We start from the raw sequence: 16245 nt of genomic DNA, 5'->3' as shown, positions 1-16245 counted from the left end.
CTTTAGCGCAATGAAAATGCCCCGCCGTGAAAACGGCGGGGCATTTTTTTGTCTGCGAAATACCGGGACAGGCTTTGAAGTTGCCGGACTTCAAGACCGGTGCTAGGTTTAGCCCACCGCCCGTGTAGCTCAGCCGGTAGAGCAGCGCACTCGTAACGCGAAGGTCGCAGGTTCGATTCCTGTCTCGGGCACCATCCCCTCGCGCAATCCCGCGATTTATATCTCCCAGGTCAAAGTTTTTGTGCGAGAGATGTAAAGAGCCGTGTAATTCGTCATGCAAACGTCCTATATTCGGTGCCTGCATGAGCATCGCTTAGCAGTTTTCAGATGATCCCGAATGGTTCCGAAGGCCGGACAATCCGCGTCAGAGAGATCCTTGATGATCCAGATCCATCCTCCATTCTTACGATCAGCGAGAACGCCATGACCGAATTAACTCAAGAGCAACGTCACGCACTAGCGCTGGAAAAATACATTCAGGACGTCCCGGACCTTAAAGAAGAGATCAAGGACCTGAGTCCTGATGATCAGAAAGACCAGATCCAGTGGGCATTCGAGGACGAAGCCGAAGCCCAGGGCTTGCAGCCGTGGGAGCTGACGCTCAAGTACACCAGCACCCCTGAAGAGTTTGAGGCCAAGCGCCTGGAGCTGCACAAGGAGGCGGCCGAGGTGTTGGGCGTCGAGTGGGACGAGTACTGCGAGATGAACAATCTGGTGGTCTGAAACAAAAACGCCAGCCTCAACCGGGCTGGCGTTTTTTATTGCGTGACAGCCTCAGAGGCTCAGACGCATCGACAGGTCCACCGCCTTCACGTCCTTGGTCATCGCCCCGATCGAGATGTAATCCACGCCGGTTTCGGCGATCGGCAGCAGCGTGCTTTCGTTGATGCCGCCGCTGGCTTCCAGTTTGGCCTTGCCGCCATTCAGGCGCACGGCTTCGCGCATGTCATCCAGGCTCAGTTCGTCGAGCATGATGATGTCGGCGCCGGCAGTCAGCGCCTCCTTCAGTTCTTCCAGGCTCTCCACTTCGACTTCCACCGGTTTGCCCGGCGCGATCTTGTGCGCGGCGGCGATGGCCTGCGCGATGCCACCGCTGGCGGCGATGTGGTTTTCCTTGATCAGGAACGCGTCGTAAAGGCCGATGCGGTGGTTGTGGCAACCACCGCAGGTCACCGCGTATTTCTGCGCCAGACGCAGGCCCGGCAGGGTCTTGCGGGTATCCAGCAGCTTGACCTGGGTTTGCGCCACGAAGTCCGCCAGATATTGCGCACGCGTGGCCACGCCGGACAGCAGTTGCAGGAAGTTCAGCGCGCTGCGTTCGCCAGTCAGCAACGAACGGGCCGGGCCCTCCAGATGAAACAACGGCTGGTTGGGTTTGACCCGTTCACCGTCCCGTACCTGCCAGTGCACCGCGACGCGCGGATCGAGCTGGCGAAACACCGTGTCGACCCACGCCGTGCCGCAGATAACCGCCTCGTCGCGAGTGATGATGGTGGCTTTGGCCAGACGTTCGGCCGGGATCAGTTGTGCGGTGATGTCGCCGCTGCCGACATCTTCGAGCAACGCACGGCGCACGTTGGCTTCGATTTCGGCGGTCAGATCGGCGAGACGTAGATTCGGCATAACGGGCTCCACAAACTAAGTGCGCCGATTATAGGGGCATGGCGAGAGCCAACCCAAGGCGAGAACGCGCGTGCCTGACTGCAGCTGGTCGATTTCCTGTGAGCAAAGCGCGGTTTTTCGTGGTCACTGCAAGGTGCGACGGCATAGGGGAAACCCTGACGGCTATAGCGCCGGGGACAAGTTTTGCAAGATAATCCGCCTTGCATTTGACGTCATGGCTTTGACGCCGATGTGGGAGCGGGCTTGCTCGCGAAAGCGGTTTGTCAGTGACAGTTTTGGCGAACGACACACCGCTTTCGCGAGCAAGCCCGCTCCCACAGGGAATTGCGCGGTAACTGACCAGTGAAATCACCGTTTCAGGAGGCTTGGATGCACAACGACGGGAATGTAGTGCCTTTGCACAAGGCCGCTACCGATCAGGCGAATCATTCGCCGCTCGCCCGCCTGCCTGTGATTCTGCTTCAGGTCCGCGACAAGGCCGCCCAGCAACTGCGCCACGGCTTGCAGGAATTGTTCGATAACGCAGACGACACCCTGTTCGAAATGGCTGACCGGGCGCGTAATGACGTCGAACAGAACATCTTTTTCGAAGCCATGCGCGACCTGCGCCTCAAGCGCAAAAACATCGAACGGGGTTTTCTCGAGCAATTCTTCGAAGCCTTTGTCGCGCTGATTCAATACGAAGTCGTGCAACCCACATTGCCCGGCACGCTGATATTCGAGGATTCGGCACCGCGTACCGATGACATGGAGCGCAGCGTGGCGGTCGAGACCATGGTCGGGCGGGTGCTCAAGCGTGATGGTTTTGCCCTCGATCAACTGACCGCGCGGCTCAACGTGTTGCTGGGCAAGGATTTCGATAACCAGCACAACCCGCTCGGCCCGGCGATGCTCTGCGAGTTCTTTCTGCAGGCCGGACGTAACCTGGGCGTGGAGATCAAGGTCAAGCTGATCCTGCTCAAACTGTTCGAACGCTACGTGCTGGCCGATACCGAGCAGTTGTATGCCGAAGCCAATCAATTGCTGGTCGCCACCGGCGTGTTGCCTGAGTTGAAACCGGCCCCCGCACGCCGCGCAATCGAGCGTGCGGCAGCAAGCATCAGCAGCGAAGAGAGTGACGAACCCGCGCCCGCCGACGAAGGCGTGCAGGAAGTCTTCGCCGCGTTGCAGGAACTGCTGCTGCACGTGCGCGGCAGTGTCGCGCCGACCCTGGAGCCGAGTGCGGCGGCGCAACCGATCAGCACCCGTGATCTACTGCGCCTGCTTTCACACTTGCAGCAATACGTCCCGGCACTGGCGGCGCAGGACGATTTCGATCTGCGCAATCAGCTTGAGCAGCTGCTGACGCGGGTCAGCGTCAGGAGCGGCAAATCACGCATTGTCGACGGCGCGGATGAAGACGTGATCAACCTGATCGCCATGGTCTTCGATTGCATCCTCGAAGACCGTAACCTCCCGGATTCGCTCAAGGCGTTGATCACGCGTTTGCAGATTCCGATGCTCAAGGTGGCAGTACTCGACAAGAGTTTCTTCAGCCGCGGCAGCCACCCGGCGCGGCGCCTGCTCAATGAAATCGCCGATGCTGCCATGGGTTGGGGCGATTGCAATGGCGAGGCGCGTGACAGCCTGTATCTGCGCATCGAACAAGTGGTGCAGCGCCTGCTGAGCGACTTCGTCGACGACCCGGCGATTTTCTCCGAGTTGCTCGCCGATTTCCTGGCGTTCACCAGTGATGAGCGGCGGCGCAGCGAGTTGCTGGAGCAGCGGTTGCGCGATGCCGAGGAAGGACGGGCGAAAACCGAACTGGCTCGGCAGCGAGTCGAGCATGTGCTGAACCAGGCGTTGCTGGGTAAAGTCCTGCCGCCGTCGGTGGTGACCTTTGTGCGTGATGCGTGGAGCAAAGTGCTGCTGCTGACCTGCCTCAAACATGGCGACCACTGCGCTGAGTGGCAGGCCGATGTGCAGACCATGGAGCAATTGATCTGGAGCGTGCAGCGTCACGACGAGGCGGACGCCGGTCTGCAGTTGCTGGCGCTGGTGCCAGGGTTGCTCAAATCATTGCGTGATGGCCTGAGCAGTTCGGCGTTTGATCCGTTCGCCACCAGCGAATTTTTCAGCGAGCTGGAAGCCCTGCATGTGCGTGTGCTTGAACCGCTCACCGAGCAGCCGCCGGCCGATGCGCCGGCATTGGTGGAGGTGTCGCAGCACATCACCCTGCGCAGCGCTGATGAGGGCGCGATCGGCGTGAATGCCAGCGGCCTGGCGCATGACGACCCGGGGCTGCGTCAGTTGGAGCAACTGCGCCTGGGCAGTTGGGTGGCGTTCCAGGAAGACGATGAGCACAGCCTGCGCTGCAAGCTCGCAGCGATCATCGAAGCCACCGGCAAATACGTGTTCGTCGACCGCACCGGGATGAAGGTGCTGGAGCGCAGCCGCGTCGATCTGGCCCTCGAGTTCCGCTGTGGCGCGGTGCGGGCGCTGGATGACACCCTGCTGTTCGATCGGGCGCTGGAATCGGTGCTCGGCAATCTGCGGCGACTCAATCGCGGCAAGTGATCGCGCGCCGGGGGCCGATCACGGCATACTGGGCGCCAACACAGTCGGCGTTGAAGGAATCGGTATGCAGTTGGATCCCGCTAGCGGGTGGTGTCACGGGGTACAGGTCTGCCCATCGCCCAACTTCAATGAACGCCCTGCGGGCGAAATCTCCCTGTTGGTGATCCACAACATCAGCCTGCCGCCGGCGCAGTTCGCCACCGGCAAGGTGCAGGAATTTTTCCAGAATCGTCTGGATGTCACCGAGCATCCCTATTTTGCAGGGATTGCCGACCTGCGCGTCTCGGCGCATTTTCTGATCGAACGTGACGGCAGCGTCACCCAGTTTGTCTCCTGTCTTGAGCGGGCGTGGCATGCTGGCGTGTCGATGTTCGAAGGCCGGGAAACCTGTAACGATTTTTCCGTGGGCATCGAGCTCGAAGGCACTGATGATCTGCCCTTTACCGATGCGCAGTATCAGGCGCTGATCACGTTGACGCGTCAGCTGCAAACAGCATTTCCGGCCATCACCGGCGCCCGTATCTGCGGGCACAGCGACATCGCACCCGGGCGCAAGACCGATCCTGGCCCGGCATTCGACTGGGCGCGTTACCGCGCAGCCCTGGCACAAGAGGAAGGACAATGAGTTTTCTGGTGTTACTGCTGGCGGTCTGGATCGAGAAATTCTCGGCCCTGCGCCATCGGGTTCAACGCGATGGCGGATGGATCCGCGAACTGCACAAACTCGAAACCAGCGCGCGCCTGGCCCAGCGACCATGGCTGGTGCTGACGATTCTGGTGTTGCTGCCGGTGGCGCTGCTCGGCCTGTTGCTGTTGGTGCTGGAGCCCGTGGCGTACGGTTTGCTGGCCTTGCCGGTGCATTTGCTGGTGGTGATTTACGCGCTGGGGCGCGGTGATCTGCTCGGCGGTCTCGGGCCGTTTCGTGACGCCTGGCGCCGTGAAGACCTGCAAGCGGCCGCGCATGTGGCCAAGCGTGATCTGGATATCTGCGCCGACAGTGGTGAGCAATTGCTGGATCGGGTCCAAGGGCACCTGTTGTGGCAGGCCTATCAAAGTTTCTTCGCGGTGATCTTCTGGTACTTCGTGCTCGGTCCGGTCGCGGCGCTGGCTTATCGCTTGCTCGCATTGGCGGAAGAACACAGCCAGAACCCGGCGCTCGCCGAACGTGCCGGACAGTTACGTCACGCCTTTGACTGGTTGCCAGTGCGCTTGCTCGCCGCCAGTCTGGCTCTGGTCGGCAATTTCGTCGCGGTCAGCCGGGTGATGTTGCATGAGCTGCTGAACTGGAACATCAGCGCCGCACACCTGATCAACAAGGTCGGGCTGGCAGCGGGTGAGATCCCGCCGCCGGTAGTCGGCCCTGAAGGCATCAACACTCTCGACTGCCTGTGGGAACTGCTGCTGCGCGCGGCGGTGTTGTGGTATGCCGGGTTTGCCTTGTGGACGGTGCTGATTCACTAAGAAATCCAAGTAAACACTTTGTGGCGAGGGAGCTTGCTCCCGCTCGGCTGCGCAGCAGTCGCAAATCATACAAACACGTTGTGAGTGATGAACAGCGAGGGTGGCTTCGCCACCCAGCGGGAGCAAGCTCCCTCGCCACAGTGGTCTTTGTCTCGCCCTGAAGTCGTTAACCTTAAGTTACAAAACCTCCCCTCGATTTGAGCTATACAGAGACAGCGCCCGATAGTGGCTATCTGCTGTCGCCCCGCGCCTGCCAATAAAAACAAGAAAAGCCAAGGGAGACTTCCAGTGAAGAGCTTGCTCTATCCCGCCGTCTCGCTGATGAACCGTCTGAGCTTCGGCATGAAGTTCAGCTTGATCAGCGTGCTGTTCCTGGTGCCGATGCTGGTGACCAATTTTTATCTGGTGCGCGATTCCTATCGTGAATTCCAGGGCACCCGGGTCGAATTGCAGAGCCTCGATCTGTTGGGCAGCAGCCTGAGCCTGCGCCGGGATCTGGAAACGCTGAACAATCTGGTGCAGATCAACGTCACCCTCGGCCAGTCCGGCAAAGCCGACAACCTCGAAGCGCAGATCAGCAGCCTGGAGAAATCCGTGCTGGCGCGCCTGCAAGGTCTGCAGGCGATGACCGACGATCCCGAACAGATCAAACTGTTCGACGGCAAACGCGATGAAATGATCAGCGCGTTCAAGGCCCAACAGGCGGAAAACTCTCTGCAAAGCAAAAGCGCGATGATCGGCAAACTGCTCGGCAATGCGCAGATCTTCAGCCAGATCGTCACCAGTCAGGCCGGTCTGAGCCGCGACAACCAGAGCGACATCCGCCAGCTCAGCGAGCTGCTCACCACTATCACTCCGGCCGTGACCCAGACTCTCGGCGAAGGTCGGGCCATCGGTTCGTATTCGTTGGGGCAGGGCTTTCTCAACAGTTCGTCGAGCAGCCGTTTCGACGAGTTGCTGGCGCAGATCGAAAAGCTCCAGGCCGAATACGCGCTGAAACTGGCAGACGCCCTCGACTCCAGCCAGGCTGCGCGCGTCAGCCTCAGCGCGCCGGCCGACAGCAGCAAGGCTTCGCTCAAGCAGGCCAGCGAACTGTTTGAGGCGAAAGTCGTGGTGGCCGAGACCCTCGATACCCCGTGGCAGGCGTTCTACGATCAGGTCTCCGGGCTGATGGCTCAGACCTACCAGCTCAATGACGCGACCCTGAAATTCCTCGATACCCAACTGCAGCAGCGCCTGGCGCAAAACCGCACGCACATGGTGTTGCAGGCGGTGGCGCTGGCGGTGGTGTTCGTGCTGATTTTCTATCTCTACGGCGGGTTCTACGCCTCAACTCGCACCACGCTCAAGCGCCTGGGCGCGATGATGGACAAGGTCGCGGCCGGTGACATGACGGTCAATTTCAAGGCCAACAGTCGCGATGAACTCGGCGAACTGGGTGAGGTGTTTAACGGCACCGTGAGGAAAATCCACGACCTGATCGAACGAGTCGGGCAGACCGTGGCTGAGGTCGAGCGCCAGGCCGGGCAGGTGGAAACTGTCTCGGCGCAAAGCAATCAGGCGGTGGCCGGGCAGCGCACGCAGATCGAGCAAGTGGCGACCGCGATGAACCAGATGTCGGCGACCTCGCTGGAAGTTGCACGCAGCGCAGCGGCAGCGGTGAGCAGCGCGCACAGCGTCAACGATGAAACCGTCAGCGGTCGTACACTGGTGGAGTCGCAGCAGGGCAGCATTGCTGCGCTGGCCAGTGAGATCGATCAATCGGTGCTGGTGATCAACCAGTTGGCCAGCGACAGCCAGTCGATCAGCCGCGTGCTGGAAGTGATCAAGAGCATTGCCGAGCAGACCAACTTGCTGGCGCTCAACGCCGCCATCGAAGCCGCCCGCGCCGGAGAGCAGGGCCGGGGATTTGCGGTGGTGGCGGACGAAGTGCGTACGTTGGCCAAGCGCACCCAGCAATCGACCGAAGAAATCGAACAGATGATCGCCAAACTGCATGGCGGCGTGGGTGCGGCGGTGAAAGCCATGGGCGTCAGCCATCAGATGGCCAACGGCACGGTCGGGCAGTCGGAAAAGGTCCAGCAGGCGCTGGAAAACATCCTCGGCGCAGTCGGCATGATCGTCGACCAGAACCAGCAGATCGCTGCCGCCGTGGAGCAACAGACTGCGGTGGCCCATGACATCGACCAGAACATCGTCGAGATCAATCGCGCCGGCGAGCGCACGGCCCAGGGGGCGCACCAGACGGAGGACGCCAGCCGAGCGTTGTCAGCGCAGGTGGTGGAACTGAAACAGCTGATCAGCGCGTTCCGCGTCTGATCGAGCGCGAATGCTGTAGGAGTGAGCCTGCTCGCGATAACGGTGTGCCAGTCAACTCAATGGTTGGCTGATACACCGTTATCGCGAGCAGGCTCACTCCTACAAGGGCGGTAATGTCAGAACATTTTGTAATGCATTGATGCTTACGCTTGTAAGCCAATTCCTGTTTTCTTTCGACGGCTGGCTTTTCGTCATTAATGAGCCAGTATCCGAGTTCTGCTGATTGCGTCGAGGAGGCCGCTCATGTCCGTTGCAACCCTGGGAATCCAGGGCCGTTGTGCTCATTGCCAGACCCTACAGGTACTCAAACCCTGGCAACTCAACGCCATCGCAATCAACGAACCGTTCACTTGCGCGCACTGCCAGGAAGCTCTGGAGCTGCGCTGCCCTAAACAGATCAAACGCTTCAAGTCCCTCGACTCGCTGGGATTGCTGCGCTTCAGCGCGTCGGTCACGGTGTGCACCGCGCTGCTGGTGGCGTTGGTCATGGAATGGATCGGGCTGCTCAGCGTGACTGAACAGTTGAATGCGTCGTTGATCGTGATTTTTATCTACTTCGCACTGGCACGCTTTGTCCGTCAACGTCAGCACATGACCTTGATTCTCGAAGCGGCCAAGGCCCACGGCGACTGATTACCAACCGAATACTTCGCAGCTGTTGGCGGTGCTGGCGGCGGCCAGTCGTTCTGCACTGACATTCATCAACTCGGCCAGTGCTGCACAGATCGCCGGCAAGTGCGCAGGGGTATTGCGTACTCCGGGAAACATCGCCGGGGCCATGTCCGGAGAGTCGGTTTCCAGCACGATCGAATCGAGCGGCAGATCCGCCAATACCCGATGCATGCGCAACGCCTGCGGCCAGGTTGGCGCGCCGCCCAGACCCAGTTTGAAACCGAGCTTGATGTATTCGCGTGCTTCTTCGCGGCTGCCGGCGAACGCGTGGATGATGCCCGCGCGCTTGAGCTTAAAGCGCTTGAGCGTGGCGATCACCGCGGCGTGGCTGCGGCGCACGTGGACCAGCGCCGGCAGTTCGAAATCTGCCGCCAGTTGCAGCTGCGCGTCGAACAGCGCCTGCTGGCGTTCGCGGTCGAGGGTTTCGATGAAGTAATCCAGGCCGATCTCGCCCACCGCACACAGTTGCCGATGGCCGCGTAGCCGCGTCAGCCAGTCGCCGAGTGCGCGTAGATCTTCGGGTTGATGCTGATCGAGATACACCGGATGCAGACCGAATGCCGCGTACAGGTCGGCATCGCTCTGCACCAGCTCCCACACCCGTTGCCAATTGCCCTGATAAACCCCCAGCACCACCATCCGCCGCACCCCGAGGGCGCGGCTTTCGGCGAGCAACGCCGAGCGATCGGCGTCGAAGTCGGGGAAGTCGAGGTGGGTGTGGCTGTCGATCAGCTCCACGGTTCAGTCCCGATGAATACGCTGCTTGAAGGTACGGGCGATGGCCTGCACGCCAGGCTTGTATTGCGATTGCTCGACAGCGGCCAGCGCCAGTTCCAGTGCCTTGTCGGCGATCAACTGGTGCTGCTGGGCCATGGCGTTGACCGGCAGCGGCAGGAAGTCGAGCAACTGCGTGTCACCGAAGGTGCCCAGGCGCAGCGGACGGGATTTGAGCGGGAAGTCATGCAGCGCATCGAACACGCCCTGCAGCAGCACGTAGGAAGTCGTTACCAGTGCATCCGGCAAATGCCCCAGACGTTGCAGGAGTTCTTCCATCAGTTGCTTGCCGCATTCGCGACTGAAGGACTCGGCGTGCTCGATCAGCACTTCGCCTTTGAAGTCGACCAGTGCCTGCTTGAAGCCGGCAGCACGTTTCTGACTGATGCTCAGCTCCGGACGTGCGCCGAGCAGCACGATCTGTTTCGGCTGCGGGTTGAGCAGGCTTTGGGTCAGGTGCAGGCTGGCTTCGCGGTCGTCACTGATCACCGAGCAGAAGTGCTCGGGTTCCATGACCCGGTCGATGGCGATGATCGGCAAGCCCTTGGCCTGCAACTGGCGGTAGCTGTCGTCACCGGCCGGCAGGCAACTGGCGACGATCAGCGCATCGCAACGGCGCGCCTTGAACAGTTGCAGCAACTGGCGCTCGCTGTCCGGCGCATCGTCGGAGCTCGCAATCAGCAACTGATAGCCACGCGCCCGCGCGCCTTGCTCCAGCAGTTTGGCGATCCGCGCGTAACTGGGGTTTTCCAGGTCCGGCAGAATAAAACCCAACGTGCGGGTGTGCCGACTGCGCAAACCGGCCGCTTGCGGGTTGGGGGTGAAGCCGTGCTGTTCGACGACCGCACGCACCCGCTCGACCGTGGCGTTGCTGATGCGTTGCTGTTCGGCCTTGCCGTTGATGACGTAGCTGGCGGTGGTCACGGACACTCCGGCCAACCGCGCGATATCACTGAGTTTCAACCCGGGATTTCCTTGTTTTTTCGAGCTTGCCGCCACATTTTCGCCAATCCTACCCGATTCGGGCAGACGACTATTGTCGCAGCGCTTCCGACAAGTTGGACTTCAAGGATGAGACATTATCGAGTAACGTGCCGATCAATCTAGATTAAACGTTTCAGCAAGCGTATTTTCTACGTTTTAGACGCCTTTGGCCGGTTCTGCCGTGAAACCGCCAAAACTGCCGCTGAAAAGCAGGCTGACCAGCGCCTAAGCTGTGACCATTCAAAACAATATCCTGGCGCATCCATGTGCCAAAAAGGAGATCGCATGCTCGAGCTCACTATAGAGCAGATATCCATGGGCCAATCGGCTGTGGATAAACCCGCCGCCCTGCAATTGCTTGCCCATCATCTGGTTGCCGATGGCCTGGTCGCCGATGGCTACCTCGCTGGATTGCAGGCCCGGGAAGCCCAGGGCTCGACCTTTCTCGGCCAGGGTATCGCCATCCCCCACGGCACCCCGGAGACCCGCAATCAGGTATTCGCCACCGGCGTGCGGCTGATGCAGTTTCCCGAGGGCGTGGATTGGGGCGATGGCCAGATCGTTTACCTGGCGATCGGCATCGCCGCCAAATCCGACGAACACCTGCGTCTGCTGCAACTGCTGACCCGCGCCCTGGGCGAGACCGATCTGGGTCAGGCCCTGCGTCGCGCCAGTTCTCCCGAGGCGCTGCTGAAACTGCTGCAAGGCGCGCCACAGGAACTGGCGCTGGATGCGCAGATGATCGGCCTCGGCGTGTCGGCTGACGATTTCGAAGAACTGGTCTGGCGTGGTGCGCGTCTGTTGCGGCAGGCCGATTGTGTGAGCAACGGTTTTGCCGGTGTGTTGCAGCAGGTCGAGGCGCTGCCGCTGGGCGATGGCCTGTGGTGGCTGCACAGCGAGCAAACCGTGAAGCGCCCGGGCCTGGCGTTCGTCACCCCGGACAAGCCGATGCGTTACCTCGGGCAGCCGCTCAGCGGTCTGTTCTGTCTGGCCAGTCTGGGTGAGGCGCATCAGGCGCTGCTCGAACGTCTGTGTGCGCTGCTTATCGAAGGGCGCGGCCATGAATTGGGCCGGGCCACCAGCAGCCGCAAAGTCCTCGAAGTGCTCGGCGGCGAACTGCCCGCCGACTGGCCGAGCGCGCGTATTGCCCTGGCCAACGCCCACGGTTTGCATGCACGTCCGGCGAAGATCCTTGCGCAACTGGCGAAGAGTTTCGACGGTGAAATCCGTGTGCGCATCGTCGACAGCGCGGACAGTGCCGTGTCGGTAAAAAGCCTGAGCAAATTGCTGAGCCTCGGCGCCCGTCGTGGTCAGGTGCTGGAGTTGATCGCTGAACCGAGCATCGCTGCTGACGCCTTGCCTGCATTGCTGGCCGCTATCGAAGAAGGCCTCGGCGAAGAAGTCGAACCGCTGCCGGCCGTGAGTCAGCAACGCGAAGTCATCGCTGATATCGCCGAAGTGCTGATCGCCCCGGCGTCCGGCACGCAGTTACAGGCGATCCCTGCCGCGCCGGGCATTGCTATCGGCCCAGCGCACATTCAGGTGCAGCAGGCTATCGATTACCCGTTGCGCGGCGAGTCCGCGGCCATCGAGCGGGAACGTCTCAAACAAGCGCTGAACGACGTGCGCAGTGACATCCAGGGGCTGATCGAACGCAGCAAGGCCAAGGCGATTCGCGAGATTTTTATCACCCACCAGGAAATGCTCGACGACCCGGAACTGACCGACGAAGTCGACACCCGTCTCAAGCAAGGCGAAAGCGCCGAAGCGGCGTGGATGGCGGTGATTGAAGCAGCGGCCAAACAACAGGAATCGCTGCAGGACGCGTTGCTCGCCGAGCGGGCGGCGGACCTGCGTGACATCGGGCGCCGGGTGCTGGCGCAACTTTGCGGTGTGCAGACGCCGAACGAGCCGGAGCAGCCATACATTCTGGTGATGGACGAAGTCGGCCCATCCGACGTGGCGCGGCTCGATCCGGCCCGAGTTGCAGGGATTCTCACCGCGCGCGGCGGCGCCACCGCGCACAGTGCAATCGTCGCCCGTGCTCTCGGGATTCCTGCGCTGGTCGGAGCTGGCGCTGCGGTGTTGCTGCTGGAACCGGGCACGCCGTTGCTGCTCGACGGCCAGCGCGGTCGCCTGCACGTCGACGCCGATGCCGCGACCCTGCAACGTGCCGCCGAAGAACGCGACACCCGCGAGCAGCGTCTCAAGGCTGCCGCCGAACAACGCCATCAACCGGCGCACACCACTGACGGTCACGCCGTGGAAGTGTTCGCCAACATCGGTGAAAGCGCCGGCGTTACCGCTGCGGTCGAGCAGGGCGCCGAAGGTATTGGCCTGCTGCGCACCGAACTGATTTTCATGGCCCACCCGCAGGCGCCGGACGAAGCCACTCAGGAAGCCGAATACCGCCGCGTTCTCGACGGCCTCGCCGGGCGACCGCTGGTGGTGCGCACCCTTGATGTCGGCGGCGACAAACCGCTGCCATATTGGCCGATCGCCAAGGAGGAAAACCCGTTCCTCGGCGTGCGCGGCATTCGCCTGACCTTGCAGCGTCCGCAGGTCATGGAAGCGCAGCTACGCGCCTTGCTGCGTTCGGCGGACAACCGTCCGCTGCGGATCATGTTCCCGATGGTCGGCAGCGTTGAAGAGTGGCGTCAGGCCCGCGACATGACCGAGCGTCTGCGCCTGGAAATCCCGGTCGCGGACTTGCAACTGGGGATCATGATCGAAGTACCGTCCGCTGCATTGCTGGCGCCGGTATTGGCCAAGGAAGTCGACTTCTTCAGCGTCGGTACCAACGACCTGACGCAATACACCCTGGCCATCGACCGTGGTCACCCGACGCTTTCGGCCCAGGCTGACGGCCTGCACCCGGCGGTGCTGCAACTGATCGACATCACCGTGCGCGCCGCGCATACCCATGGCAAATGGGTCGGCGTGTGCGGCGAGCTGGCGGCAGATCCGCTGGCGGTGCCGGTGCTGGTCGGCCTCGGTGTCGATGAGCTGAGCGTGTCCGGGCGCAGCATCGCCGAGGTCAAGGCGCGCATCCGCGAACTCAGCCTGACCCAGGCGCAAACCCTTGCTCAACAAGCCCTCACCGTGGGCAGCGCGAACGAAGTGCGTGCATTAGTGGAGGCCCTGTAATGGCCAAGATTCTCACCCTGACCCTCAACCCGGCGCTGGACCTCACGGTCGAGCTGCCACGCCTGGAGGCCGGTCAGGTCAACCGCAGCGACGAGATGCACACCCACGCCGCCGGCAAAGGCGTGAACGTCGCCCAGGTACTCGCAGACCTCGGGCATCAACTGACGGTCAGCGGCTTTCTCGGCGAAGACAATCTGCAAGCCTTCGAGACTTTGTTCGCCAAGCGCGGCTTTGTCGATGCGTTCATTCGCGTGCCGGGGGAGACGCGCAGCAACATCAAGGTCGCCGAGCACGACGGGCGCATCACCGACATCAACGGCCCGGGGCCGGTGGTCGACGCGACGGCGCAGCAGACGTTGCTTGAGCGTCTGCTGCAGATCGCTCCGGGGCATGACGCGGTGGTGGTCGCCGGCAGTTTGCCGCGCGGCGTCAGCGCGCAGTGGTTGCGCGAGTTGATCGAACGCCTGAACGGTCTCGGCCTGAAAGTCGCCCTCGACAGCAGTGGTGACGCCTTGCGCGCGGCCATTGAAGGGCGTCCGTGGCTGATCAAGCCGAACACCGAAGAACTCGCCGATGCGCTCGATTGCGATGTGGTTTCGCACGCCGCCGAAGCTCAGGCTGCGGCGTGCCTGCACGCCAAGGGTATCGAGCACGTGGTGATCTCCCATGGCGCCGACGGTGTGAACTGGTTCAGCGTCGGCTCGGCGCTGCATGCCACGCCGCCGAAGGTGACTGTTGCCAGCACGGTAGGGGCCGGTGACTCGTTGCTGGCCGGCATGCTCCACGGTCTGCTCAGTGCCGATACGCCCGAGCAGACCCTGCGCACGGCCACGGCGATTGCCGCGATGGCGGTGACGCAGATCGGTTTCGGCATCAACGATGCGGCGCAACTGGCGCAGCTCGAACAGGGCGTACGCGTGCGTCCCCTGACAGAACAATAAGAGGGTTTGTCATGAAATTAGCCATTGTCACGGCCTGCCCGAACGGCATGGTCACCAGTGTGCTGTGCGCCCGCCTGCTCGATGCGGCGGCCCAGCGTCAGGGCTGGAGCACCAGCGTTGAAGTGGTCGATGCGGCGCACCCGGAACGTGAATTGTCGGCCGCCACCATTGAGGCGGCGGAGTGGGTGTTGCTGGTCGCCACCGGTGATGTCGACATGCGCCGTTTCGTCGGCAAGCGCGTGTTCCGCATTGCCCCGGCGCAAGCGCTGCAGGATGTCGAAGCGGTGCTGCGCCGTGGTGCGCAAGAGGCCGAAGTTTACCTCGCCAGCGAAGCCGTCCCGGTTGCCGCTGCGCAACGTGCCCCGCGCATCGTCGCCATCACTGCGTGCCCGACGGGTGTTGCCCACACCTTCATGGCGGCCGAGGCGTTGCAGCAGACGGCCAAGCGTCTGGGCTATGAACTGCACGTCGAAACCCAAGGCTCGGTCGGCGCGAAAACCCCGCTCAGCGCAACGGCGATTGCCGAGGCTGACGTGGTGTTGCTGGCGGCCGACATCGAAGTCGCCACCGAGCGTTTCGCCGGCAAGAAAATCTACCGTTGCGGCACCGGCATTGCCCTCAAGCAATCCGAAGCGACGCTGAAAAAAGCCCTCGCCGAAGCTCAGGTGGAGAGCGCTGCGAGCGACGGCAAGGCGCCGGCCAAGCAAGAGAAAACCGGCGTTTACAAACACCTGCTGACCGGTGTTTCGTTCATGCTGCCGATGGTGGTGGCCGGGGGGCTGATGATCGCCTTGTCGTTCGTCTTCGGCATCACCGCGTTCAAGGAAGAGGGCACGCTGGCGGCGGCGCTGATGCAGATCGGCGGCGAGACCGCGTTCAAGCTGATGGTGCCGCTGCTCGCCGGGTACATCGCCTACTCGATCGCCGACCGTCCGGGCCTGGCGCCGGGGATGATTGGTGGCTTGCTCGCCAGCACGCTGGGGGCAGGGTTTATCGGCGGGATCGTCGCCGGTTTCATCGCCGGTTATGCGGCCAAGTTGATCAGTCGTTACGTGGCATTGCCGCAGAGCCTCGAAGCGCTGAAACCGATTCTGATCATTCCGTTGTTCGCCAGCCTGTTCACCGGGCTGGTGATGATCTACGTGGTCGGTAAACCGGTTGCCGGGATGCTCGCGGCGCTGACGCATTTTCTCGACAGCATGGGCACCACCAACGCGATTCTGCTCGGCGTGTTGCTCGGCGGCATGATGTGCGTCGACCTCGGCGGGCCGATCAACAAAGCCGCGTATGCCTTCTCGGTGGGGCTGCTGGCTTCGCAGAGTTATGCACCGATGGCCGCGACCATGGCCGCCGGCATGGTCCCGCCAATCGGGCTGGGCATTGCCACGTTCATAGCCCGCCGCAAGTTCGCCCAGACCGAGCGCGAGGCCGGTAAAGCGGCGCTGGTGCTGGGGCTGTGTTTCATCTCCGAAGGGGCGATTCCGTTTGCCGCGAAAGACCCGCTGCGGGTGATTCCGGCGAGCATCGCCGGTGGTGCATTGACCGGTGCCTTGTCGATGTACTTCGGCTGCAAACTGATGGCACCGCACGGTGGCTTGTTTGTGCTGGCGATCCCGAATGCGATCAATCATGCGTTGTTGTATCTGCTGGCGATTGTCGCGGGGAGTCTGTTGACTGCCGTTGTCTATGCGACGGTCAAGCGCCCTGAAGCCGTTGAGTTGGCGCTGGAACCCGCCAAAGCCTGACACTGCAACACCCCTGTGGGAGC

The 16245-nt window shown here is 61.9% G+C and carries 12 protein-coding genes, 1 tRNA gene and 1 pseudogene; 11 read left to right on the top strand and 3 right to left on the bottom strand.

The window, feature by feature from the left end:
* Nucleotides 1-118: 118 nt before the first annotated feature.
* Nucleotides 119-194 (top strand) — tRNA-Thr (locus VLA07_RS04330).
* 229 nt (nucleotides 195-423) lie between these two features.
* A complete protein-coding gene (locus VLA07_RS04325; RefSeq protein ID WP_027610784.1) occupies nucleotides 424-723 on the top strand; it encodes a DUF6388 family protein in 300 nt (99 codons plus the stop codon).
* A gap of 51 nt (nucleotides 724-774) precedes the next feature.
* Here the strand turns inward: VLA07_RS04325 and nadC are convergent, their stop codons facing one another.
* Nucleotides 775-1623 (bottom strand): carboxylating nicotinate-nucleotide diphosphorylase, encoded by an 849-nt coding sequence (gene nadC, locus VLA07_RS04320; protein WP_027610785.1) that lies wholly within the window; start codon nucleotides 1621-1623, stop codon nucleotides 775-777.
* A 369-nt stretch (nucleotides 1624-1992) separates the two neighbouring features.
* On the opposite strand from nadC, the gene VLA07_RS04315 reads away from it, so the two are divergent.
* The 6 genes and pseudogenes from VLA07_RS04315 (at nucleotide 1993) to VLA07_RS04295 (ending at nucleotide 8592) form a co-directional block, all read left to right on the top strand.
* A complete protein-coding gene (locus tag VLA07_RS04315) occupies nucleotides 1993-4179 on the top strand; it encodes a DUF1631 domain-containing protein (RefSeq protein WP_333988469.1) in 2187 nt (728 codons plus the stop codon).
* Between the two features lie 64 nt (nucleotides 4180-4243).
* Nucleotides 4244-4804 (top strand): 1,6-anhydro-N-acetylmuramyl-L-alanine amidase AmpD, encoded by a 561-nt coding sequence (gene ampD, locus VLA07_RS04310; RefSeq protein WP_003221563.1) that lies wholly within the window; start codon nucleotides 4244-4246, stop codon nucleotides 4802-4804.
* Entirely contained in the window at nucleotides 4801-5640 is an 840-nt protein-coding gene (ampE, locus tag VLA07_RS04305; RefSeq protein WP_333988468.1) for a regulatory signaling modulator protein AmpE, read from the top strand. Before ampD ends, ampE begins: the two co-directional genes overlap by 4 nt.
* Before the next feature lie 321 nt (nucleotides 5641-5961).
* A pseudogene (locus VLA07_RS27100) lies at nucleotides 5962-7053 on the top strand (methyl-accepting chemotaxis protein); the annotation flags it as partial.
* Complete coding sequence (locus tag VLA07_RS27095; protein WP_442962675.1) at nucleotides 7030-7959, top strand: methyl-accepting chemotaxis protein; 930 nt, start codon at nucleotides 7030-7032, stop codon at nucleotides 7957-7959. The pseudogene VLA07_RS27100 and the gene VLA07_RS27095, both read left to right, overlap by 24 nt.
* 243 nt (nucleotides 7960-8202) lie before the next feature.
* Entirely contained in the window at nucleotides 8203-8592 is a 390-nt protein-coding gene (locus tag VLA07_RS04295; RefSeq protein WP_097090476.1) for a hypothetical protein, read from the top strand.
* Here VLA07_RS04295 and VLA07_RS04290 read toward each other — a convergent pair whose 3' ends face one another.
* Both VLA07_RS04290 and cra read right to left on the bottom strand, forming a co-directional pair.
* A complete protein-coding gene (locus VLA07_RS04290) occupies nucleotides 8593-9369 on the bottom strand; it encodes a TatD family hydrolase (RefSeq protein WP_333988467.1) in 777 nt (258 codons plus the stop codon).
* 3 nt (nucleotides 9370-9372) lie between these two features.
* Complete coding sequence (cra, locus tag VLA07_RS04285; RefSeq protein ID WP_333988465.1) at nucleotides 9373-10368, bottom strand: catabolite repressor/activator; 996 nt, start codon at nucleotides 10366-10368, stop codon at nucleotides 9373-9375.
* A gap of 306 nt (nucleotides 10369-10674) precedes the next feature.
* Between cra and ptsP the strand changes: the two genes are divergently transcribed.
* From ptsP to VLA07_RS04270, 3 genes are read left to right on the top strand one after another with little or no spacing between them, the layout of a single operon-like run.
* Complete coding sequence (gene ptsP / locus VLA07_RS04280) at nucleotides 10675-13536, top strand: phosphoenolpyruvate--protein phosphotransferase (protein WP_333988463.1); 2862 nt, start codon at nucleotides 10675-10677, stop codon at nucleotides 13534-13536.
* Complete coding sequence (gene pfkB / locus VLA07_RS04275; protein ID WP_247267930.1) at nucleotides 13536-14477, top strand: 1-phosphofructokinase; 942 nt, start codon at nucleotides 13536-13538, stop codon at nucleotides 14475-14477. Before ptsP ends, pfkB begins: the two co-directional genes overlap by 1 nt.
* Before the next feature lie 11 nt (nucleotides 14478-14488).
* On the top strand, nucleotides 14489-16222 hold the full coding sequence (locus VLA07_RS04270; RefSeq protein WP_247267929.1) for a PTS fructose-like transporter subunit IIB: 1734 nt from the start codon (nucleotides 14489-14491) through the stop codon (nucleotides 16220-16222).
* The last annotated feature ends 23 nt before the right edge of the window (nucleotides 16223-16245 follow it).

Origin of the sequence: Pseudomonas sp. S3(2024) (assembly GCF_036861315.1) — a bacterium.
GTDB classification, from domain to species: domain Bacteria; phylum Pseudomonadota; class Gammaproteobacteria; order Pseudomonadales; family Pseudomonadaceae; genus Aquipseudomonas; species Aquipseudomonas putida_A.
The sequence above is the reverse complement of the archived record's forward strand: the minus strand, read 5'-3'. Positions and strand labels throughout refer to the sequence as shown.